26 protein-coding genes and 1 pseudogene are annotated in these 20,970 nt (G+C 67.3%); 12 read left to right on the top strand and 15 right to left on the bottom strand.

All coding sequences use genetic code 11. The annotated features are described in order from the left end of the window. Positions 1-15: 15 nt before the first annotated feature. Complete coding sequence (dksA, locus tag Q0907_RS04695) at positions 16-1,140, bottom strand: RNA polymerase-binding protein DksA (RefSeq protein ID WP_296280262.1); 1,125 nt, start codon at positions 1,138-1,140, stop codon at positions 16-18. Positions 1,141-1,235: 95 nt separating this feature from the next. On the opposite strand from dksA, the gene yidD reads away from it, so the two are divergent. The 3 genes and pseudogenes from yidD to Q0907_RS04680 form a co-directional block, all read left to right on the top strand. After that, complete coding sequence (yidD, locus tag Q0907_RS04690) at positions 1,236-1,493, top strand: membrane protein insertion efficiency factor YidD (RefSeq protein WP_299342050.1); 258 nt, start codon at positions 1,236-1,238, stop codon at positions 1,491-1,493. After that, positions 1,493-2,839: a dihydroorotase gene (locus tag Q0907_RS04685; RefSeq protein ID WP_299342047.1), complete on the top strand. Its 1,347-nt coding sequence runs from the start codon at positions 1,493-1,495 to the stop codon at positions 2,837-2,839. Before yidD ends, Q0907_RS04685 begins: the two co-directional genes overlap by 1 nt. Positions 2,840-2,943: 104 nt before the next feature. Beyond that, positions 2,944-3,690 (top strand): annotated as a pseudogene (locus tag Q0907_RS04680) (M23 family metallopeptidase); the annotation flags it as partial. 217 nt (positions 3,691-3,907) lie between these two features. On the opposite strand, the gene folE2 reads toward Q0907_RS04680, so the two are convergent. The 7 genes from folE2 to efp form a co-directional block, all read right to left on the bottom strand. After that, positions 3,908-4,840, bottom strand: coding sequence for a GTP cyclohydrolase FolE2 (folE2, locus tag Q0907_RS04675; protein WP_299342044.1), 933 nt, complete (start codon positions 4,838-4,840; stop codon positions 3,908-3,910). 111 nt (positions 4,841-4,951) lie between these two features. Next, positions 4,952-5,659, bottom strand: a complete 708-nt coding sequence (locus tag Q0907_RS04670) for a phytoene/squalene synthase family protein (protein WP_299342042.1) — start codon at positions 5,657-5,659, stop codon at positions 4,952-4,954. Between the two features lie 136 nt (positions 5,660-5,795). Further along, a complete protein-coding gene (locus Q0907_RS04665) occupies positions 5,796-6,473 on the bottom strand; it encodes a phosphoglycolate phosphatase (protein ID WP_299342631.1) in 678 nt (225 codons plus the stop codon). Between the two features lie 2 nt (positions 6,474-6,475). Further along, positions 6,476-7,195: a bifunctional 2-polyprenyl-6-hydroxyphenol methylase/3-demethylubiquinol 3-O-methyltransferase UbiG gene (gene ubiG / locus Q0907_RS04660; protein WP_299342039.1), complete on the bottom strand. Its 720-nt coding sequence runs from the start codon at positions 7,193-7,195 to the stop codon at positions 6,476-6,478. Between the two features lie 46 nt (positions 7,196-7,241). Further along, positions 7,242-8,582, bottom strand: a complete 1,341-nt coding sequence (locus tag Q0907_RS04655; RefSeq protein ID WP_299342036.1) for a TRZ/ATZ family hydrolase — start codon at positions 8,580-8,582, stop codon at positions 7,242-7,244. Positions 8,583-8,593: 11 nt separating this feature from the next. Next, a complete protein-coding gene (locus tag Q0907_RS04650) occupies positions 8,594-8,803 on the bottom strand; it encodes a hypothetical protein (RefSeq protein WP_299342034.1) in 210 nt (69 codons plus the stop codon). Continuing rightward, positions 8,803-9,369 carry an elongation factor P gene (gene efp, locus Q0907_RS04645; RefSeq protein ID WP_162338187.1) on the bottom strand — a complete coding sequence of 189 codons (567 nt, stop codon included), beginning with the start codon at positions 9,367-9,369 and terminating at the stop codon, positions 8,803-8,805. Before efp ends, Q0907_RS04650 begins: the two co-directional genes overlap by 1 nt. Positions 9,370-9,472: 103 nt before the next feature. On the opposite strand from efp, the gene epmB reads away from it, so the two are divergent. Continuing rightward, positions 9,473-10,492 (top strand): EF-P beta-lysylation protein EpmB, encoded by a 1,020-nt coding sequence (gene epmB / locus Q0907_RS04640; protein WP_296280220.1) that lies wholly within the window; start codon positions 9,473-9,475, stop codon positions 10,490-10,492. A 97-nt stretch (positions 10,493-10,589) separates the two neighbouring features. Next, the gene (locus Q0907_RS04635) at positions 10,590-12,665 is read left to right on the top strand and encodes an EAL domain-containing protein (RefSeq protein ID WP_299342032.1); all 2,076 of its coding nucleotides are present in this window, start codon (positions 10,590-10,592) and stop codon (positions 12,663-12,665) included. 76 nt (positions 12,666-12,741) lie between these two features. On the opposite strand, the gene htpX is transcribed toward Q0907_RS04635, so the two are convergent. Next, complete coding sequence (gene htpX / locus Q0907_RS04630) at positions 12,742-13,623, bottom strand: protease HtpX (protein ID WP_299342029.1); 882 nt, start codon at positions 13,621-13,623, stop codon at positions 12,742-12,744. Between the two features lie 119 nt (positions 13,624-13,742). Here htpX and gluQRS point away from each other — a divergent pair, with 119 nt between their 5' ends. The 7 genes from gluQRS (at position 13,743) to Q0907_RS04595 (ending at position 17,759) form a co-directional block, all read left to right on the top strand. Further along, positions 13,743-14,663 carry a tRNA glutamyl-Q(34) synthetase GluQRS gene (gene gluQRS / locus Q0907_RS04625; protein WP_299342027.1) on the top strand — a complete coding sequence of 307 codons (921 nt, stop codon included), beginning with the start codon at positions 13,743-13,745 and terminating at the stop codon, positions 14,661-14,663. A gap of 45 nt (positions 14,664-14,708) precedes the next feature. After that, positions 14,709-15,449: a beta-ketoacyl-ACP reductase gene (locus tag Q0907_RS04620; RefSeq protein WP_296280216.1), complete on the top strand. Its 741-nt coding sequence runs from the start codon at positions 14,709-14,711 to the stop codon at positions 15,447-15,449. Positions 15,450-15,624: 175 nt separating this feature from the next. Further along, positions 15,625-16,128, top strand: a complete 504-nt coding sequence (gene phaR / locus Q0907_RS04615) for a polyhydroxyalkanoate synthesis repressor PhaR (protein WP_296280215.1) — start codon at positions 15,625-15,627, stop codon at positions 16,126-16,128. Positions 16,129-16,200: 72 nt separating this feature from the next. Further along, positions 16,201-16,941, top strand: coding sequence for an acetoacetyl-CoA reductase (gene phbB, locus Q0907_RS04610; protein ID WP_296280214.1), 741 nt, complete (start codon positions 16,201-16,203; stop codon positions 16,939-16,941). A 53-nt stretch (positions 16,942-16,994) separates the two neighbouring features. Further along, a complete protein-coding gene (locus Q0907_RS04605; RefSeq protein ID WP_155944648.1) occupies positions 16,995-17,165 on the top strand; it encodes a hypothetical protein in 171 nt (56 codons plus the stop codon). A gap of 78 nt (positions 17,166-17,243) precedes the next feature. Beyond that, positions 17,244-17,537 carry a hypothetical protein gene (locus Q0907_RS04600; protein ID WP_299342023.1) on the top strand — a complete coding sequence of 98 codons (294 nt, stop codon included), beginning with the start codon at positions 17,244-17,246 and terminating at the stop codon, positions 17,535-17,537. Positions 17,538-17,543: 6 nt separating this feature from the next. After that, positions 17,544-17,759 carry a hypothetical protein gene (locus tag Q0907_RS04595; RefSeq protein ID WP_299342020.1) on the top strand — a complete coding sequence of 72 codons (216 nt, stop codon included), beginning with the start codon at positions 17,544-17,546 and terminating at the stop codon, positions 17,757-17,759. Positions 17,760-17,762: 3 nt separating this feature from the next. On the opposite strand, the gene Q0907_RS04590 is transcribed toward Q0907_RS04595, so the two are convergent. The 6 genes from Q0907_RS04590 to Q0907_RS04565 all read right to left on the bottom strand — a co-directional run bounded on the left by Q0907_RS04590 (position 17,763) and on the right by Q0907_RS04565 (position 20,965). After that, on the bottom strand, positions 17,763-18,206 hold the full coding sequence (locus Q0907_RS04590) for a phage tail protein (protein WP_299342019.1): 444 nt from the start codon (positions 18,204-18,206) through the stop codon (positions 17,763-17,765). 208 nt (positions 18,207-18,414) lie between these two features. Then, a complete protein-coding gene (locus tag Q0907_RS04585) occupies positions 18,415-18,765 on the bottom strand; it encodes a VOC family protein (protein ID WP_299342016.1) in 351 nt (116 codons plus the stop codon). A 91-nt stretch (positions 18,766-18,856) separates the two neighbouring features. Continuing rightward, on the bottom strand, positions 18,857-19,216 hold the full coding sequence (locus Q0907_RS04580) for a hypothetical protein (RefSeq protein WP_299342014.1): 360 nt from the start codon (positions 19,214-19,216) through the stop codon (positions 18,857-18,859). Positions 19,217-19,249: 33 nt separating this feature from the next. Beyond that, on the bottom strand, positions 19,250-19,489 hold the full coding sequence (locus Q0907_RS04575) for a hypothetical protein (protein WP_299342012.1): 240 nt from the start codon (positions 19,487-19,489) through the stop codon (positions 19,250-19,252). A 34-nt stretch (positions 19,490-19,523) separates the two neighbouring features. Further along, entirely contained in the window at positions 19,524-20,057 is a 534-nt protein-coding gene (locus tag Q0907_RS04570) for an SRPBCC family protein (protein ID WP_296280208.1), read from the bottom strand. Next, positions 20,054-20,965, bottom strand: a complete 912-nt coding sequence (locus tag Q0907_RS04565) for a M48 family metallopeptidase (protein WP_296280207.1) — start codon at positions 20,963-20,965, stop codon at positions 20,054-20,056. Before Q0907_RS04565 ends, Q0907_RS04570 begins: the two co-directional genes overlap by 4 nt. Positions 20,966-20,970 lie beyond the last annotated feature (5 nt).

Genomic DNA, 20,970 nt, shown 5'->3' with positions numbered 1-20,970 from the left:
GCGGATGCAGGGAACTCAGTCGCCCTGCTGCTTCTGCAGGTGTTCCCAGCGCTCCTGGGCATCGATGGTGCGCTCGGCGGTCAGGCGGGCTTCGAGGCGGTCGAGGCCGATCTCTTCGCCGGTATCGACGCAGTAGCCGTAATCGCCGCCTTCCAGGCGCTTCAGCGTGCTGTCGATCTTGCCGATCAGCTTGCGGTAGCGGTCGCGGGTACGCAGTTCCAGCGAGTTCTCGGTTTCGCGGGTCGCACGCTCGGCTTCGTCGCCGATGTCGCGGACTTCGTCCTTGAGGTTCTCGATGGTCTGCTTGGATTCCTCGACCAGGTCGGCACGCCACTGCAGCAGCCGCTGGCGGAAATACTCCAGCTGCAGCGTGCTCATGTACTCCTCGTCGGGCGAGGGCTTGTAGCCGGCCGGCACGATCGGTCGACCGGTGGCTTCATCGGTCTTGTAGGGCACTTCTTTCACCTTGCCGCGCACGACCGGCGCCGCAGGCCGAGCGGCGACGGCCACCGCTACCTTGCCCACGGGGCGGGCAACGGGCGGACGAGGCGTCACGGGGGTTTCGGCGGGGGTAGAGGCTTTGGCGTTCTTGGTATTCGGTTTCGGGACTGGCACAGGCTTCGGGGGGGACGGAACCTTGGCGGCGGGCGCCGGGGCCGGGGCAGCCGCCTTGGGGGCGGATGCAGGCACGGGAGTCTTGGTCGCAGCCGCGGTGGGGGCGGACTTTGCCGGAGCCGGCGTTGCGGCGGGCTTCGGTGCGGATTTGGGAGCGGGCTTCGCGGCCTTCGCCGGAGTCTTTGCCGGTGCCGCCTTGGCGACGGGCGCCTTGGTGGCCGGCGCGGGCGCGGGCTTCTTGGCGACTGCGGGTTTGGTCGCCTTGGCCACCGCCTTCTTGACCGGCGCCGCCTGCTTGGCCACCGGCTTGGCGGCCGGCTTCTTCGCCGGTGCCGCCTTCTTGGCCGGCACGGCCTTCTTGGCAGCCGGCTTCTTGGCGACGGGCTTGGGGGCCGCTTTCTTCGCTACCGGCTTGGCGGCCGGTTTCTTGGCGACAGCCTTCTTCACGACAGGCTTCTTGGCGACGGTCTGAGCGGGTTTCTTGGCGGCCTTGGCGGCCTTCTTCGCAGGTTTCTTTGCAGCCACGAACAGCGCTTCCTTGTTCTTCCCGAGCATCGGGAAAGCGCGCTTTTATAGCCTACCCGGCGGGCAGCGGCAACCCGACGCGGTATCATCGGGCCATGCTCGCCCGCCTGCTCATCCTGCTGCTGAAGGGCTACAAGCGCTTCATCAGTCCTATGCTAGGACCGCGTTGCCGCTTCGTGCCGTCCTGCTCCGAGTACGCCATGGAGGCGATCGGCCGGTTCGGCCCACTGAAGGGCGGCTGGCTGGCGGTGCGGCGGATAGGCCGTTGCCATCCCCTGCATCCCGGCGGCCACGACCCGGTCCCCCCGCGCACCGGCGCCTCCCCTCCCCATTCCTGCACAGGACACCACTGATGCCCGCTACCGTCATCGTCAACGCCCGTCTGGTCAATGAAGGCCGCGTCACCGAGGGTGACCTGCGCATCGAGAACGGGCGTATCGCCCGCATCGCCGCCGAAATAAGGCCCCGGGGCGACGACACGGTGATCGACGCCGCCGGGCGCCTGCTGCTGCCGGGGATGATCGACGATCAGGTGCATTTCCGCGAGCCCGGCATGCCGCACAAGGGCGACATGGCGACCGAATCCGCGGCAGCCGTCGCCGGCGGCCTGACCACGTTCATGGACATGCCCAACACCAGCCCGCCGACGCTGGACGCGGCCGCGCTGGAGGACAAGTACCAGCGGGCCAAGGGCCGGGCCTGGGGCAATTACGGCTTCTACATGGGCGCCAGCAACGACAACCTGGAGGCGATCCGCACGCTGGACCCGAAGACCGCGCCGGGCATCAAGGTGTTCATGGGCGCCTCCACCGGCAACATGCTGGTCGACAATCCCGACACGCTGGACGCGATCTTCCGCGAAGCGCCCACGCCGATCATCACGCACTGCGAAGACACGCCGATGATCGACGCCAACCTGGCGGCGTTCCAGGCCAGGTACGGCGATGCGCTCAGTGCCGAACACCACCCGGACATCCGCAGCCGCGAGGCCTGCATCAAGTCCACGCGGCTGGCGATGTCGCTGGCGCGCAAGCACGGCACCCGCCTGCACGTGCTGCACATCTCCACCGCTGATGAGCTGGCGCTGTTCACGCCGGGACCGCTGGTGCATCCGGACGGTGCGCGCAAGCGCATCACCGCGGAAACCTGCATCCACTTCCTGCGCTTCGACCGCGCGGATTACGCGGCGCTGGGCAACCTGATCAAGTGCAATCCCGCCATCAAGGACGCCAGCGACCGCGAAGCGCTGATCAAGGCGCTGGTGGAGGACGTGATCGATGTGCTCGCCACCGACCACGCCCCGCATACGCTGGAAGAAAAGGAAAAGCCCTACGTGCAGGCGCCCTCCGGCCTGCCGCTGGTGCAGTACGCGCTGGTGGCCGCGCTGGAACTGGTGCATGAGAAGCGCATGGACGTCGCCCGCGTGGTACAGAAGTTCGCCCACGCCCCCGCGCAGCTGTTCGACGTGAAGGAGCGCGGCTATCTGCGCGAAGGCTACTTCGCCGACCTCGTGCTGATCGACGACGAACCTTTCACCGTGAAGCGCGAAGACGTGCTGTCCAAGGTCGGCTGGTCGCCGTTCGAAGGCCGCACGTTCCGCTCGCGCATCGGCGCTACCTGGGTCAATGGGCGCATGGTCTGGAATGGCGAACACCTGGTCGGCACGCCCAACGGCCAGCGGCTGGAGTTCGCGCGTTGAAGTTGGCGGTAGCGGCGCTTCTCGCCGCGGTCTGTGCAGGCTGGATTCCCCTCGTAGGCGCCCAGGAAAGCGCGTCCGTGGCGCCCGTCCCGCAGGAGGAGCGCGTCGTGTTCCCGGCGAGCGTGTCGCAGGGCGCGCTGGTGTTCGGCAAAGTGCCGCCGGGAAGCGAGGTGCGCTTTCGTGAACGCCTGTTGCGCACCACCGGCTACGGCACTGTCGTGTTCGGCGTGGGGCGCGACGAAGCGGGCCCACTGAGCGTCGCCGTCACGACACCCTCCGGCCGCATGCAAGCCGTCGAGATCGCGGTAACGCCACGCGACTGGCCGGTCGAGCGCGTCAACGGCGTGCCGCCGAAGACCGTCAATCCGCCCCCGGAGATCGCCGCGCGCATCCAGCGCGAGCAGGCCCTGGTCACCGCCGCGCGCGACCGCGACGACGCGCGTGCGGATTTCGCGCTGCCGTTCCAGTGGCCCGTGCAGGGTCGCATCAGCGGTCGCTTCGGCAACGCCCGCGTCTACAACGGCCAGCCCGGCGCCGGCCACTCCGGCATGGACATCGCAGCGCCGACCGGCACGCCGGTCAAGGCACCCGCCGCCGGCATCGTGACGTTCGCATCACCCGACCTCTATCTCACGGGCGGCACTGTGTTGCTCGACCATGGACACGGCGTAAGCTCGAACTTCCTCCATCTGTCGCGCATCGACGTGAACGTCGGCGACCGGATCGAAGCCGGACAGGTCATCGGAGCCGTCGGTGCGACCGGGCGCGCCACGGGGCCGCATCTGCACTGGGGGATGAGCTGGTTCGACGTGAGAATCGACCCACTGCTGGTGCTCGAACGCGGGAAGTAGGCACCCGTTGTTCGCCCCATCGGCGCGCTGCGGCGCGTTGATGGTCCATGACGCTTCTGGTTCCGGTGGGCGCGGTTCGATGTGCGCATCGACCCACTGCTGGTGCTCGAACGCGGGAAGTGACCCAGCCTGCCGTTGTGGGAGCGACGCAAGTCGCGAAGCCTTGCTTTGAGAGCGATCGCGACTTACGTCGCTCCCACATCCGGCAACCGAGGCCTCAGTCGTTGCTGCCGCTGACCCGGGCGACCGCGTCGTGCGGGTGCAGGCTTTCGTAGTGCGCGACGGTGGCGTCGTAGCGGGCGATGCGCGCATCGCCGGCAAGCACCGACGCCACCCGACGGGCTGCGTCTTCGCAGAACATCAGATTCTCTGCGTTGAGGCGGGCGAACGCCTGTTCGTCCACGCGCTTGACGGCCGTCTGGACCGGCGTCGCCAGCGCGGCTTCGAGCGCATCGACCAAGGCCACCAATGGGAGTTCATCGAACTGCGGACGCAGCTCGACGCGCACGCTGGCGCGACTGCGCTGCGCATGCGGCGTGGCGGCCAGCCCGCGCTCGGAGGCGAGCCAGTCGTGCACCACGTTGACCGACAGCGGATGCGCCGCGGCGAAGTCCTCGGTGAACCGCTCGGCATTGGCCTGGCGGGACAGCGCAGCCGACGCCGGGCAGGTGCTCGAATACTCCACGGAGAACGCCAGTGCCAGGATCAGGTGGCCGTCGGCGAGCGTGGCCTCGATCTCGACCGGATAACGCTTCCAGCCGGCGTAGTCGCTTTCCAGCGCCTTCCGCTGCAGCAGTGCTTCGTAGCGGATGCGCAGGCGCGCCTGGGTGGCCAGGCCGGCCTGGGAGTCGACACTGGTCTGCAGCAGATGGCGCAGGCCGGCCGGGGTGATGGCTTCACGCGCCAGGCCATCCTGGAGTTCCAGGTACAGCCGGGACATGTGGATGCCCCGTGCATCAGCATTGGCCAGGTTCACCGACAGGTCGATGCTCGCCGCCACCTGCAGCTGACCGCCCTGCCCGTCCGGAATGCGGACCGGCAGCGCGATGTTATCCATGCCCACCCAGTCCAGCGGACGCGCCAGCGGCACGCGCTGGTGGGCGACGTCGGGAAGGTCGGCGCGGGGCGCCAGGGGGAGCGAGGAAGTCATCATCGTGCACGGGGGAGTGATGGCGCGCATTGTACCCCCTGCCCCGAATCACCAGATGAAACAGTCCGTTACGACGCCTTTCGCAGGCTATCGCGACGATAGGCAGCGTGTTCAGCCGCCGCGCGCGGCGCGCCAGCCGGTGAACAACAGCGCGGCCTGCGATGGCAGCGGAGCAGGTTCGCCCCGGCGCGCGAAACGGAGAAGGCGGCCCTGCACATAGGCGGACAGCAGGCGACGCTCGCGCGCACCCTCGCGCAGGGGCCAGGCTTCGAGCAACGCGGTGGCCCAGGCCCGGAGCTGGCCCGCTTCATCCGCGCCTTGCCGCAGGCTCACCGGCACGGCTGCGCCGCCGACCTCCATCAAGCGGGCAGCCAGCATCTCCGCAACGATCGCCTGCGAGGCGGGGATGCGTCCCAGCACTCCGTCCTCCACGGCAGCAACCGCTTCGCCGTAACGCGACAACGCGGCGAAGCCCGCCTCGCGATCCCGCGCTACCGCGCGCGCTTCTGCAAGCGTGGGCAACGCATCGGCAAGCCGCGCCCAGTCGGCGCGCACCGGTTCGAGACGACGGCCGAGCGGATGTCGCGAACGTTGCGAGGCCCAGCCACGCAGTTCCTCGCACCACCAGGCCAGCTTGGCGTCCGCCGGCAGGGGGTCGCCAGCGATGTTCAGGATGTCCTCGAACTCCTGCAGCAGCGCGAACCAGGCCACCACGATGTCGCGTCGTGCTGGCGCCACGAATACCTCGGCGACCGACCATTCCGGCCATCGGGCGCGCCATTTGTCCAGGAAGCTGTCGAGGGCGGCGGAATCGGACATGCAGTGGAACTCTGTAGGAGCGACGTCAGTCGCGACGGTGAGGCTGGCGCGCACGGGCGACTGGACGCAATACGTTTTCTATTCGCGACTGAAACAATCGAGGACTGCAACCGTGCGGTCGCGACTTACGTCGCTCCTACAACGGCCGGATCGAGGGCCAGGCCGACGGTTCGATGAGGGCCTCGGGCGACTCGACCATGACATCCGCTTGCCACTGCGCAGGCTCCTCATGCGCCTGCCGGTATCCCCACAATGCCGCGATGGACGGCATGCCGGCGGCACGCGCCGACTGGATGTCGCGCTCGTCGTCGCCCACGTACACGCAGTCGGTGATGGCGGTGCCGATGCGCTCGGCGGCGACCTGCAACGGCAGTGGATGCGGCTTTTTTTCGGCCAGCGTGTCGCCGCCGATCAGCACGGCGCATCGCGTTTCCCAGCCCAACTGCGGCAGGATGTCGCGCGCAAGATACTCCGGCTTGTTGGTCACGACGCCCCACGTGCTGCCCGCCGCTTCCAGCGCATCGAGCATCTCGGCGACACCGTCGAAGAGCACGCTGTGACGGCCGAGTTCTTCCTGGTAGATCGCCAGGAATTCCGGCACCAGCGCTTCGCGGGGCGCCTGCTCCAGGTCCGGGAACGCCGCGGCCAGCATCGCGCGCGCACCCTTCGATACGTGCGGACGCAGGGCCGACAGGGCCATCGCGCCGATGCCGCGCGATGCACGCATGCGGTTGGCGGTGGCCAGCATGTCCGGTGCGCTGTCGAGCAACGTGCCGTCCAGGTCGAACAGCGCCGCGCGCGGGAAACCGGTCATCGTCACGGCTTCACCGCGCTGGCGAGATAGTTGACGTCGGTGCGCGAGGCCAGCCGCGCCCGCTGGCGCCAGGGCTCGTAGGCCAACCCGGTGACGTCCTGCAACTGGAAGCCCGCCTCGCGCAGCCAGGCAGCCAGCTCCGATGGCTTGATGAATTCCTTGTAATGGTGCGTACCCTTCGGCAGCACGCGCGCGACGTACTCTGCGCCCACGATCGCCAGGGCGAATGCGGCCGGCGTGCGGTTCAGCGTGGACAGGAAGAGGTGGCCGCCCGGCTTCAGCAGGGCATGGCACGCGCGGATGATCGCCGCGGGATCCGGCACGTGTTCCAGCATCTCCATGCAGGTGACCACGTCGAACGTCCCGGGCCGTTCCTCGGCCAGCGACTCGACCGAACGCAACTGATAGTCGACCTGCAGGCCGGACTCGAGCTTGTGCAGCCGCCCTACCTTCACCAGTTCCGGGGCGAGGTCGATCGCGGTGACGTGAGCACCCTCGCGGGCGAGCGCCTCGCTGAGAAGACCGCCGCCGCAGCCGACGTCCAGCGCGGCGGCACCCGGCAGGTGGGCGCGTTCGCGGACATACTGCAGGCGGACGGGATTGAGTGCGTGCAGCGCCTTCTGGGGACCATCCGGATCCCACCAGCGATTGGCGAGAGCGCCGAACTTGTCGAGTTCGGCCTGGCTGAAATTGTCGTCGCGGGGCGCAGTCGAGGTCGTCATGCCGCCATTGTAAGACGACGCCGGCCATGGCGCCGTCACGCATCGCTCAGGACAGACGGATGCCGGCGATCCGCTCGCGCCACTGCCGCACATTGGCGATGACGCCGTCGATGTCGATATCCACCAGCACGCGCTGCCGCAGCTTCGGCCGGCCCGCGATCCAGACGTCGCTGACCTGCTGCCGTCCGGTCGCATAGATCAGCTGCGACACCACGTGGTGCAGCGGCTGGGTCTCCAGCGCCGACAGGTCGACGCAGACCAGGTCGGCCTGCTTGCCGGGTTCGATCGAGCCGATGCGGTCGTCGAAGCCGATCGCCTTGGCACCGCCCAGCGTGGCCGCGCGCAGCGCGCTGAACGCATCCAGCGCTGCCGCATCCTGGGCCACGGCCTTGGCCAGCAACGCCGCAGTACGGGTTTCGCTGAACATGTCCAGGTCGTTGTTGCTGGCGCAGCCGTCGGTACCGACCGCCAGCGTCACGCCAGCGCGCTCCAGCGCGCAGGCGGGGCAGAAGCCCGAGGCGAGCTTGAGGTTGGATTCGGGGCAATGCACCACGCTGACGCCGCGTTCGGCGCAGAGATGGATCTCGGCCTCGGTCAGCTGGGTCATGTGGATGGCGATCAGCCGGTCGTTGACCAGGCCCAGCCGGTCCAGGCGCGCGATCGGGCGCTGGCCGTGCTTCTCGATCGACTGCTCCACTTCCTGGGCGGTCTCGTGCAGGTGCAGGTGAACCGGCACGTCGAGCTGGTCGGACAGCATCCGCACGCGTTCGAAATTGGCGTCGTTGACCGTGTATGGGGCATGCGGGGCGAACGCCGTCGCGATCAGCGCATCGTCGCGCCACTGGTCGTGCACTTCGCCGGCCTTCTCGAAGTACTCATCGTCCGACGCGGCCCAGGCAGTCGGGAAATCGATGACCGGCAGGCCGACGCGCGCACGGAAGCCGTAACGCTTGTAGGTCGCCGCCTGTACGTCGGGGAAGAAGTAGTTCTCGTTGACGCAGGTGGTGCCGCCGCGAAGCATTTCGGCGATGGCCAGGGTGATGCCGTCGGCCACGAAGTCCGGGCCGATCACCGCCCCCTCGATGGGCCAGATGTGCTGCTGCAGCCAGACCTTCAACGGCAGGTCGTCGGCCACGCCGCGCAGCAGCGTCATCGGGTTGTGGGTGTGCGCGTTGACCATGCCGGGGATCAGCACCGCGTCCGGACGCGATACCGTCTCGCGCGGCGCGAAGCGCGCGCGCGCGTCGGCCACCGGCAGCACGGCGACGATGCGGCCATCGCTCACGGCGACCGCATGGTCTTCCAGCACCGCGCCGTGCGGAACGACCGGCACCACGAAGCCGGCTTCGATCAACAGGTCACAGGCAACGGGCGTACGGTCGTTCATGGGGCCTCGGCTCAGAATCCCAGCGTATAGGTCAGGCCGATGGCGCCGGCCCCGAACAGCAGCCAGCACAGCAACATCAGCGCCAGCGCGCGGCCGTAGCCCAGCCGCGGCACGGCGGGAAACAGGTACGCCAGGCTGGCGTTCCAGCACAGCATCACTCCCAGGCCGGCGAGCAGTACGCCGACGGCCCAGACGCCGAGGTACAGCGAGAGCTGTCCCATCACTTGACGCGGCTGACGTATTCGCCGGTACGGGTGTCGACCTTGATCACTTCTTCCTGGCCGACGAACAGCGGGACGCGCACGACGGCGCCGGTTTCCAGCGTGGCCGGCTTGCCGCCGGTACCCGCGGTGTCGCCCTTCACGCCCGGGTCGGTCTCGGTGATCTGCAGCTCGACGAAGTTCGGCGGGGTCACCTGGATCGGGTTGCCGTTCCACAGGGTGACCACGCAGTCTTCCTCGCCCTTCAGCCACTTCTCGGCGCCGCCCATGCCGGCCTTGTCGGCCTGCACCTGCTCGAAGGTCTCCTGCTGCATGAAGTGCCAGTACTCGCCATCGGTGTACAGGTACTGCATGTCGGTATCCACCACGTCCGCCGCTTCGACCGAGTCGGTGCTCTTCATGGTGATTTCCTGCACGCGGCCGCTCTTGATCAGGCGGTACTTCACGCGGGTGAAGGCCTGGCCCTTGCCCGGCTTGACGTACTCGGTATCGGTGATGATCGCCGGGTCGTTGTTGATCAGGATCTTCATCCCGTTCTTGACGTCGTTCATGCCGTAACTGGCCATGCTGCTGCTCCTGGAGGTAAGGCGTACCCGCCGCGCGAGGCGGCCGGCCGGATAGAATGCGGGGACCCGCCGGACCCGGCGGGTGCTTGTTTTCAGACCCGACATGATAACCGCAGCCCCCGACCCCCGACAGCCCGCTGCCCGGCCGGCCCTCCGCTGGCAACAGGCCTGGCGCGATGCCGTGCGCGATCCCCGTGAACTGCTGGCATTGCTGGGGCTGGAGTCGCTGGCGGATCGCGTGTCCGACCAGGCCGCATCGCAGTTCGCCCTGCGCGTGCCACGCGGCTTCGTGGCTCGCATGCGCGCCGGCGATCCGCACGATCCGCTGCTTCGCCAGGTGCTGCCCCTGGACGACGAGATGCGCCCCGCATCCGGCTACGGGCTGGATGCCGTCGGCGACGGCGCCGCACGCACCGGGAACGGCGTGATCCAGAAATATCGCGGCCGCGCCCTGCTGGTGGCGACCGGCAGTTGCGCCATCAACTGCCGCTACTGTTTCCGCCGCCACTTCCCTTACGCCGAGGAAACCGCCGCACGCGACGGCTGGCGCGAAGCCGTGGACGTGATCCGCCGCGACGACAGCATCGAGGAAGTGCTGCTGTCGGGTGGCGACCCGCTGTCCCTGTCGGACGCGAAGCTCGCCGAGCTGACGGACGCCCTGGCCGGCATTCCGCACCTGCGCCGGCTGCGCCTGCACAGCCGCCTGCCGGTCGTGCTGCCCGAGCGCATCGACGAGGGCCTGCTGGCCTGGCTGGGCCGCCTGCCCTGGCCGCTGACGCTGGTGATCCATGCCAACCACGCCAACGAGTTCGACGGTGCGGTCGACGCCGCGCTGCGCCGCCTGCGCGATGCCGGCGTTCACCTGCTCAACCAGGCGGTGCTGCTGCGGGGGGTGAACGACGACGTCGACGCGCTGGCCGCCCTGAGCGAACGCGGCTTCGCCGCGGGGGTGCTGCCGTATTACCTGCACCAGTTGGACCGGGTGGCCGGCGCCGCCCACTTCGAAGTCGACGACGTGCGCGCGAAGGCGCTGCATGCGGACCTGGCCGCCCGCCTGTCCGGCTACCTGGTGCCGAGGCTGGTGCGGGAAATTGCCGGGGACACGGGCAAGCGACCGCTGTGAGGCGCCCTCGCCGGGCCGTGTTCGCATCTGCGACGGCTGCATTGGACTCACCTGCCGCGTTCAGGTATTAAACGCGCACCCCTCGCGGACACGCTGCATGCAGATCGGCAAAGACACCACGCTACGACTGACCCTGGTGGACGACAGCGCGGAGGACGCGGAAGCCATCGTCTCCACGCTGCGCAACGGCGGTATCGCCGTGCGCCCGCTGCGACCGCTGGACGCCGGCGAACTGGGGCAGATGGTGGCCGGCCAGCCGATGGATCTGCTGCTGGCGTCCCGCAGTGCCAAGGGCATTCCCCTGGCGACCGTGCTGGCCCAGGTCGACGCCAGCGGCAAGGACATCCCCGTGATCGTGCTGGCCGATGCGATCAGCGAAGCCGACCTGCTCGCCGACCAGGCGGCCGGCGCACGCGCCATCGCCTTGCGGGGGCGTGCGGAGCATGTGCTGACGGTACTGCGCCGCGAGTGGGCCGACCTGGATGCGCGGCGCTCGCAGCGCCGGCTGGAAAGCCAGATGCGCGAAACCGAGCGCCGGTGCGATGCATTGATCTCGTCCTCGCGCGACCCCATCGCCTACATCCACGAGGGCATGCACATCCGTGCCAACGACGCCTACCTGGAGATGTTCGGCTTCGAATCGTTCGAGGATGTGGAAGGCCTGTCGCTGCTTGACCTGGTAGGTCCGCAGTACGTCAACGATTTCAAGGCGCTGCTGAAGAAGCTCAGCAAGGGCGAACCGCCTCCGCCGCGCTTCGAACTGGAAGCCCGCAGCATCGACGGCGACAGCTTTCCCGCCACGCTGGAGTTCGCCACCGCGACCTACGAGGGCGAGGCCTGCGTGCAGGTAATCTTCCGCCGCCGCGAGGAGTTCGACCCCGAGCTGGCGCGCGAAGTCGAAGACCTGCGGCAGCGCGACATGGTCACCGGCCTGCTCAACCGCCCCACTTTCCTGCGCGAGCTGGAGAACGCCGTGGCCCAGGTGGCGCGCGGCGAAGACCAGTACGCCCTGCTGCTGCTCGAGCCCGACCACTACCAGCGACTGCTGTCCGAGATCGGCATCGACTCGGCCGACGCCCTGGCCGCCGCGCTGGCGGCGCGCCTGTCAGAGAAGCTCGACGAAGGCACCCTCGCCGCCCGCTTCGGCGAGCGCACGTTCGCAGTCCTGCTGCGCGGCAACCATGCGCAGACCGCGGCGCTGGCGGAAAGGCTGCGGGCGTCCTATGCCTCGCACGTCTTCAACGTGGGCGAACGCTCGGCGTCGGTGACGGCCAGCATCGGCGGCGTACAGATCGGCGAGAAGATCGCCAGCGTCGGTCCGGTGCTGACCCGCGCCACGGATTGCCTGCAGACCGCCACCAACCTGGGCGGCAACCGCATCGAGATCTTCGACCCCGGCGCCGTCGACCGGGCCGAGGAAGAGCGCGTCCAGAACTGGATCCAGCGCCTGCGCGAAGCCCTGCAGGACGGCAGTTTCCGCCTGCACTACCAACCGGTGGTCAGCCTGCAGGGCGAACCCGGCGAGGTGTACGAAGCGCTGCTGCGGCTGGAATCCAACGGCGAGGTCGTGCTGCCGCAGTCCTTCATCGGCATCGCCGAAGAAAATGGCCTGCTCGATGCGATCGACCGCTGGGTGGTCAACCGCGCCATCGAAGTCCTGGCCGAACGCAAGCGCGCCGGCCATGACACGCGCCTGGTGGTGAAGGTCAGCCCGGCCTCGTTCGCCGACAACCGCCTGCTCGACCTGATCGCCAGGCAACTCGCCGCGCACGACGTACCCGGCGACCGCCTGTGGCTGCAGACCCCGGAGGCCAAGGTGTTCACGCACCTGCGCCAGGCCCAGGCCTTCCAGTCCGCGGCGGCCAAGCTGGGCTGCCAGGTCGGCCTGGAACATTTCGGTGCGGGCCTGGATTCGTTCCAGTTGCTGTCGCACTTCCAGCCGACCTTCCTCAAGATCGACCGCGTCTTCAGCGAAGACCTGGGCAAGAACACCGAGCACCAGCAGAAGATCCGCGAGATCTCCGAACGCGCGCAGGCGCTGGGGATCCTGACGGTAGCCGAGCATGTGCAGGACGCAGCGACCATGGCGTTCCTGTTCACCGCCAGCCTGGACTACGTGGAAGGCAACTTCCTGGCGGCGCCCGGTCCGGCAATGAATTACGACTTCAGCTGATCGGTCGGCTACCCGTGCACCGCAATCGAAAAACCCGCCTTCCGGCGGGTTTTTTTTACGTGCGGGCCGGCCGGTATCAGGCCACGGTCGCCTGTTGTGCGCGCAGCGCGGCGATGCGGTCTTCCAGCGGCGGGTGGCTGAGGAACAGCTTCTTCATGCCCTGGCCGATGCCGCCGGCAATGCCGAAGGCCTCCACCTGCGCGGGCAGCGTACTCGGGCGCTGCTGCTGCGACAGGCGTTCCAGTGCGGCGATCATCTTCTGGCGGCCTGCCAGCGTCGCACCACCATGGTCGGCGCGGAATTCGCGGCGACGCGAGAACCACATGGCGATCATCGTGGCGAACAGGCCGAACACGACTTCCAGCGCCATCACGATGATGTAGTAGCCGAATCCGCGGCCGCCACCCTCGCGATTGCCGGAGAGGAAGCTGTCGACGATGCCGCCCACCACGCGCGCCAGCACGATGACGAACGTGTTCAGAACGCCCTGCAGCAGCGCCATGGTCACCATGTCGCCGTTGGCGACGTGGGCGACTTCATGGCCCAGCACCGCTTCCGCCTCGTCCTGGTTCATCTGCCGCAGCAGGCCCGTGGACACGGCTACCAGTGCATTGTTTCGGTTGGCGCCGGTAGCGAACGCATTGATCTCGGGGGCGTCGTAGACCGCGACCTCGGGCATGCCGATGCCGGCCGCCTGGGCCTGGCGCTGCACCGTGGCCACCAGCCAGCGCTCGGTATCGTTGCGAGGCTGTTCGATCACCTGCGCACCGGTGGCGCGCTTGGCCATCCATTTCGAGGTCAGCAGGGAAATCAGCGAACCGCCGAAACCGAACACGGCGGCGAACACGAGCAGGCCGCCCATCTGATTCGGGTTCACGCCGAAGAGGGACATGACGATACCCGCGAGCACCAGGACGGCGAAATTGGTGGCGAGGAACAAGGCAACACGCGTGAACACGGTTCGGATCTCCCAGGGTCGTGCAAAAGTGAACGCGGACGCCGCAGAATTGCGGCTGCGGTGTAATGAATTCAAGCGACTTCCTGACTGCCGGTTCAGCTTGCCCTTGCTTCCGACGAATGACCGAGAACGATCCCTCCCTCCGCTATCGCGGCCGCTTCGCGCCATCGCCCACCGGCCGCCTGCATTTCGGCTCCCTGGTCGCCGCCTTGGGCAGTTGGCTCATCGCCCGGCATCACGACGGCGAGTGGCTGGTGCGCGTGGAGGACCTCGATCCTCCACGCGAAGTCGCCGGCGCTGCGCGGCAGCAACTGGCGACGCTGGCGTCGTTCGGCCTTGTCTCGGACCTGCCGGTCGTCTGGCAGAGCGCGCGTCACGACCTGTATGCCGATGCGCTGTCCCGCCTGCTGCACGACGGCCACGCATTCCCTTGCCCCTGCAGCCGCAGCGATCTCGTCGCCACGGGCGGCATCCATCGCCAATGCATCGCGCCCGGCCCGGGTCGCAGCGCCGCCGTGAGACTGCGCGTACCCGATGGCACCCGCGTGGTCTTCGAGGACGCGCTGCAGGGAACGTTCGACCAACGCGTCGACCTAGAGGTAGGCGACGTGGTCCTGCGGCGTGCCGATGGCTTCTGGGCCTACCAGTTGGCGGTGGTGGTCGACGATGCCGATCAGGGCATCACGCACATCGTGCGCGGGTCGGACCTGCTCGATTCCACACCCCGGCAGATCCTTCTGCAGCGCGCGCTCGGCCTGACGATGCCGCAGTACCTGCACCTGCCCCTGATCCTAGACGCCGACGGCAACAAACTGTCGAAATCCATGGCGTCGCTCCCCGTCGACGACGACGCCCCGCTGCCGGCACTGCGCGCGGCCTGGCAGGCGCTGGGCCAACCGGCGGCCGTGCTCGAGGGCCTTTCGAACGTTGCGTCGTTGCTGCACGCCGCGCATCGCGAATTCCGCCCGGATCGTCTTCCAAAAGTGATATCACTGACGTTCGCTGCAGCGCACAACAATCCTGTCGCAGGCGCTGTCTAGAATCGGGTGGCCGTCGGCTTGCGGCGGTCCAAGGAGAGTCCCCACATGACATCGCGCGTCGCCCTGGTCACCGGTGGCACCGGAGGTATCGGTACCGCCATCTGCAAGAAGCTGGCCGACATGGGCCACAAGGTCGCCACCAATTACCGCAACGAAGAGAAGGCGCGCGCGTGGCAGGCGCAGATGAAGGCCGAGGGCTATGACATCGCGCTGGTCAAGGGCGATGTGACTTCGCCGGACGAAGCGCAGGCGATGGTGAAGGAAGTCGAACAGACGCTCGGCCCGGTCGACGTGCTGATCAACAACGCAGGCATCACCCGCGACGGCACCTTCCACAAGATGTCGGCGACCCAGTGGGGCGACGTCATCAACACCAACCTCAATTCGGTGTTCAACGTCACCCGCCCGGTCATCGACGGCATGCGCGAACGCAAGTGGGGCCGCATCATCCAGATCAGCTCGATCAACGGCCTGAAGGGCCAGTACGGGCAGGCCAACTACGCCGCCGCCAAGGCCGGCATGCACGGCTTCACCATTTCGCTGGCGCGCGAGAACGCCAAGCTCGGCATCACCGTCAACACGGTGTCGCCCGGGTACGTGGCCACCGACATGGTGATGGCGGTACCGGAGGACGTACGGGCCAAGATCGCCGCGGACATCCCCACCGGCCGCCTCGGCAAGCCCGAGGAAATCGCATATGCGGTGGCGTTCCTGGTGGACGAACAGGCCAGCTGGATCACCGGCTCGAACCTCGACATCAACGGCGGCCACCACATGGGGTGGTAAGGCCCGGCAGGTCCTTGCCCACGCATTCCCCCGACGCCCCGAAAGGGACGTCGTCCGTGTCCATGCTGCGCAGCAATCCGGTTGGCTGAACAGGGCGGGCCTGCCGTGTGGCCTGTTGCAAGGGCTGTTGCGCTGCGTCATGCTGGCCGCCATACGCGTTTAGAGCGAAGACTCAATGGCTGCGATCCGCATCATCAAGAAGTACCCCAACCGTCGCCTGTACGACACCGAGATCTCCAGCTACATCACCATCGAGGACGTGCGCCAGCTGATCGTCGATGGCGAAGACTTCGAAGTCCGCGACGCCAAGAGCGGCGACGACCTGACCCGGACGGTCCTGCTGCAGATCATCAGCGAACAGGAACAGGACGGCGAACCGATCCTGTCCACCCAGTTGCTCAGCCAGATCATCCGTTTCTACGGCGATTCGCTGCAGGGCTTCATGGGCAATTACCTGGAGCGCAGCATGCAGCTGTTCATGGAGCAGCAGCAGCAGTTCCGCAGCCAGATGGGCAACCTGCTCGGCCAGACGCCGTGGACCATGATGAACCAGCTCACCGAGCGCAACATGGAACTGTGGCAGGAATTCCAGCGCAACCTGACCGGTGGCATGGGCCGCCCGACCACGGTCAAGCCGAAGGATCCGCCACGCGAGACGCCGAAGCCGCGCTCGCGCTGACGTCCCACGTGGTGAAACCCGGCCCGCGCCCCGTTGCGCGGGCCTTTTTTTGAGTCGCGATAGGAATTCCGCATGACGCAACGCATTGCCGTGGTGACCGGTGGCTTGGGAGGGCTGGGGCTGGCGATCTGCCAGGCGCTGGCGCGCGAGGGCCGCAAGGTGATCGCCGCCGACCTGCCCGCATCGCCCGAGCGGCTCGAGCACTTCGGCCGCCATACCGCCGCGCTGGGCATCGAGACCGCCGTCGTCGACGTGGCCGATTTCGATGCCTGCGCCGCCTTCGTCCATGACGTGGAAGCCCGCCACGGCACGCTCGACATCCTGGTCAACAATGCCGGCATCACCCGCGACGCGACGCTGCGCAAGATGGACAAGGCGCAGTGGGACGCGGTGATCGGCGTGAACCTGGACAGCGTGTTCAATCTCTGCCGCCACGTGGTGGACGGCATGCAGGCGCGCGGCTTCGGCCGCATCGTCAACATCAGTTCGGTCAGTGGCCAGACCGGCAACTTCGGCCAGGTGAACTACGCCGCGGCCAAGGCCGGCCTGCACGGCTTCTCGATGTCGCTCGCGCGCGAAGTCGCGCGCAAGGGCGTCACCGTCAACAGCGTCTCGCCCGGCTATGTGGAAACGCCGATGACCCGCGCCATGCCCGATGACGTGCGCGAGCGCACCGTCGCCTCGGTGCCGGTCGGCCGCATCGGTCAACCGGACGACATCGCACGCGCGGTGGCCTTCCTCACGGCGGACGATGCCGGCTACATCACCGGCGCCAACCTGCCGGTCAACGGCGGCCTGTTCATGAGCTTCTGACCGGATTGCCGTTCGAACACCGACACCTCCAGGACCCTTTTCGAGAACTTTCCATGAAACTCACTCCTCCCACCTTCGGTGTCTGGCTGATCGCGCTGCTGCTCGGCGGCGGCGGCATCGCGGCCAAGTTCGGCTACGTGCCGGTGCTGGCCCCGCATGCCTTCTGGCTGGTGGTCGCCGGCTTCGGCCTGCTGGTCGCGGCGACGGTCTTCAGCAAGCTCTGACGCCGCCGGGTTGTCCGCGTACGGGCAGCGCGATACCGTCGTCCCGCCACGGTCCGTGGCCTGCCCGGGAGAGGCCACATGCATCGTTTCCGTTCACCGACATGGCGGGGGGTGGTCGTGGTGGCACTGTCCGGCCTTGCGGGTTGCGCCACGCAGACTGCTGCGCGCCTCGACGCACCACGCTGCAAGCATGTCGGCTGCGTCGAACCTGTGGCTCTTGCGGTAGCCAAACCCGGCTCCAGCGTGCTGCTGGTCGGATGCGAGGGCTCGGTCCGCACCGAGCGCCGCTATGTTCTCGAACCCGCTGGCTGGACGCTGCAGACGTACGAAACCGGCATGTCGGGCCCCTGCCCTGCGGCAGCGGCGCCCTGACCGGTCATGGAGATACTCGGGTCGTTGTTGTTCGACCTCTGGGCGAGGCCGCGCTTCGCAATCCCCACACTGCTGGGTATCGCCGCCGGCGTCGCCGTGTTCTACCTGACCGGCAAGGAGCCCGCCTCCTCCGCCATGGCGTTCGGCTGCGGGCTGCTGGGCCTGACGATCGGCTTCGTGCTGCACTACTTCCGTAATGCGCCACGCGATCCGCTGGACTGAGCCCTACTCCAGTTCGAAGCGGTCGAACGCGATCTCCAGCGTCTCGAACAGGATCTCCGCCAGCAGAGCATCCATCGACGAGGTCTGGTAAGCCGCCGGCCGCGCGCGCAGAAAGCGCCAGCGCATCACCGGATTGCCCTGCTCATCCAGCAGCGTCACGCTGATACTGCGCCGCGCATCGCCGCCGTTGCGTGCTTCGTCCCACCACTGGTACCACGCCAGCGAGCCGGTCACACCCCGACGCAACACCAGGTGTCCGTAATGCGTCAGCGTGGACAGCTTGGTCGCTTCGAGTGTCTTGTCGTTGCCGTTACGGTATTCGTTGAGCTGCAGCCGCGCATCGGGGAACGTCACTTCGGACACGCCGCCCTGGGCGCCGTCCTCTCCGGTACCGAGGTCGACGAGGAAGTTCATGCCGGTATACGGACGGTCACGCACTAAGGCCATGGGCAGGTTCCATGTGAGGGAGGGAGACAGGCCAGCCAGGGGCGGTCGATCTCCTTCTCCAACGCAGTCACATCACGCCAGCGGTCAGCCGTGTTCCTTCCACGCCTGCTCGAGATGGATCGTCGAACCCCGTCGACGAAGCTTGGAGTGCTTACCGCGCCGTCGCCCATGGGGCCGGGACGACCTCACGATCCCGATGGCGAGAGCCCTAGTCCCTGGCCTGCTGCCCGATCCAGAGACGATTGCCATCCGGATCGTCGATCCGGAACTCACGCATGCCATAGAACGTCTCGTCGAGGTCGGGCACCTCCAGGCCGCTGGCGCGCGCCTGCCGGTGGAAGGCATCGACGTCGTCCGGATACAGGTACAGCACCGCACCACGCGCCCCGTCGGGATTCACGTTGATGGACTGGTCCAGCATCACCCTACAGTCACCCCACCGCAGCTTCGCCCAACCCCAGTCGTCACGCCGGTCCTCGACGAGGAAGCCGAGCGCCTCGTAGAAGGCGATCGCCCGCGGCAGGTGGCGGACAGGTTGCATGGGGATGATGTGGGGCATGGAAACTGGCTCTGCGTAGGATGGGTTGAGCCGAAGGCGATACCCATCGTCCTCGACGTTCGTGTTCGCGACGATGGGTATCGCCTTCGGCTCAACCCATCCTACGACGCGTTCCTGCCGTGAATGACCAGCACATCGTTGCTACTAATGCCGTTCCGCATGCGAGCAGGAAGAAGCCCACCCCCATTCCCAGCAGCACGCCCTGCTCATGCTTGTAGAACAGCCAATGCAGCTTCCAGCGAAGCCCTTGCAGCGTGGTCAGCGTCGCATCATCGCGAGGCAGCATCTGACGGACTTCGTGATACTCCTTGACCAACCCTTGGCTGAGGAACGGCGGGTCTGCGAACAGAGGCCAAGCCCACGTCAACACGAGAACACCGACGACGAGCTGGAGAACGCCGACGCAGAGCCCGAGGAACACTGCGGCCCTCGCTTCAGTTGGAAACTTCAACACAGTCGACCTGTGCGGCGTCAAACCTGCGCCCTACTCTGCCGACCACACCACATCGACACCCTCGGACTCGCCCACCGCAGTGCGCAACAGCGCGACGAACTCGGCGCTCGCCCCCAGGCCTTCCAGCGCATCGATGGCCGTGTGTTCCACGTAGTAGTCCTGGTCCCTGGAAGATTCCTCTTCCATGTAGTCCACCAGCATCTGGAAATCCGCGTCCGAGATGTTGCCCAGCGTGCGGCCACTGTCCTTTTCCGACAAACGAATGCTCATGCGGTGTTCCTTTCCTCGAACGTGGGAGTGATGGTCAGCGTGGGGCGCCGTCGGCGCCCTTGCGCAGGAAGGCGGCCAGGCCGCCCAGTTGCAGCCCCTGCACCTTGTCGACGACGGGTGCGAACTTGCCGATGTCATCCGGCGTATAGCCTCCGGCGCGGTACCACAGGGTGATGCGTGTGCCGCCCTTCTCTTCGGTGAAACGCCATTCCAGCACGCCCTGCAGCCCCATGCCCTGCAGGGGCCCCAGGCCTCCGGTCATGCGCATCAGCTTGCCGGGATCGGTGAACACAACCGTCATGTGCCACGCCTGCTGCGCACCATTGATTTCGCAGAAGCAGCCACCGACCTTGTCGCTGATGGAGAGCTTCGAGGCATCACCCCACCACGTATGGTCGGCTGGCCACCAGCGGCCTACGTCATCGGTCAGCGCTGCGTACGCCACCTGCGGCGACACCGGCACCCATTCCGCGTTCTCGATCGTGAAGCCATCCGGCTGCGCGTCCTTGATCGCTGCCTGCGCCGGCGCGATGGCGGCGAGCAGAACAATGACCGCCAGCGCCTTCACTGTGCCGCTCCCTGCGGGCAGAACTTCTGGCGGTACTCCTTCGCCTTCGGCATCAACGCGGTGAGGTTCTGGATGCGCGTGCCGGGATTCGGATGCGTGGAAGAGAACTCCGGCGGTGCCTGCCCGCCACTGGCTTCGCTCATGCGCTGCCACAGGGGAACGGCTTCCTCCGGGTTGAAACAGGCCGCGGCAGCCAGCATCAGGCCCACTTCGTCGGCCTGCGTTTCATGCTCACGCGCGTACGGCAGCAGATAGCCATACCCCATCGCGGCCATCACCATCTGCTGCTGTTGCGGGTCCATGCCGCTCATCGCGCCCGCCATCTGGCCGATCTGCGTGAGCTTCTGCTGCGACATGCGCTGGGCGCCGTGGCGCAGCAGCGCGTGGGCGATCTCGTGACCCATCACCACGGCCACCGCATCGGCGTTCTGCGCGACGGGGATGAGTCCGGTATACACGGCCATCTTGCCGCCGGGCAGGCAGAAGGCATTGGCCTGCTCGGACTGGATGACGTTGACATCCCAGTCGAAGGACTTCCAGTTGCCGCTGGGCTGGGTTCCTTTCTCCGCCGCGATGGCGGCCTCGACCTCGGGCACCTTCGCGATCAACCGCTGGGCGATGGTGCGCACCTGCTGGGCGATCTGCGAGTTGGGATCGACCGGCTGCTCCTGCTGCAGGATTTCCTCGTAGGCCTGCAGGCCGAGCGCCTTTTCCTCTTCAACGCCAATCGAATTGTCGATCAGCACCTTCTCGCCGGTATACGGATCTACCACGCGATTGCTCAGGTAATAACAGCCGCCATAGATCAGGAAGCCAAGCAGGATCAGCCAGCGCAGGTTGCCCAGTCCGCCGCCGCGACGCCCGCCACCCTGCCCGTACTGCGAGCGCCCGTTAGGATCTTGCCTCATCACCC

The organism is uncultured Pseudoxanthomonas sp. (assembly GCF_947498795.1).
GTDB lineage: Bacteria > Pseudomonadota > Gammaproteobacteria > Xanthomonadales > Xanthomonadaceae > Pseudoxanthomonas_A.
This window is presented reverse-complemented; position numbering and strand designations above follow the sequence as displayed.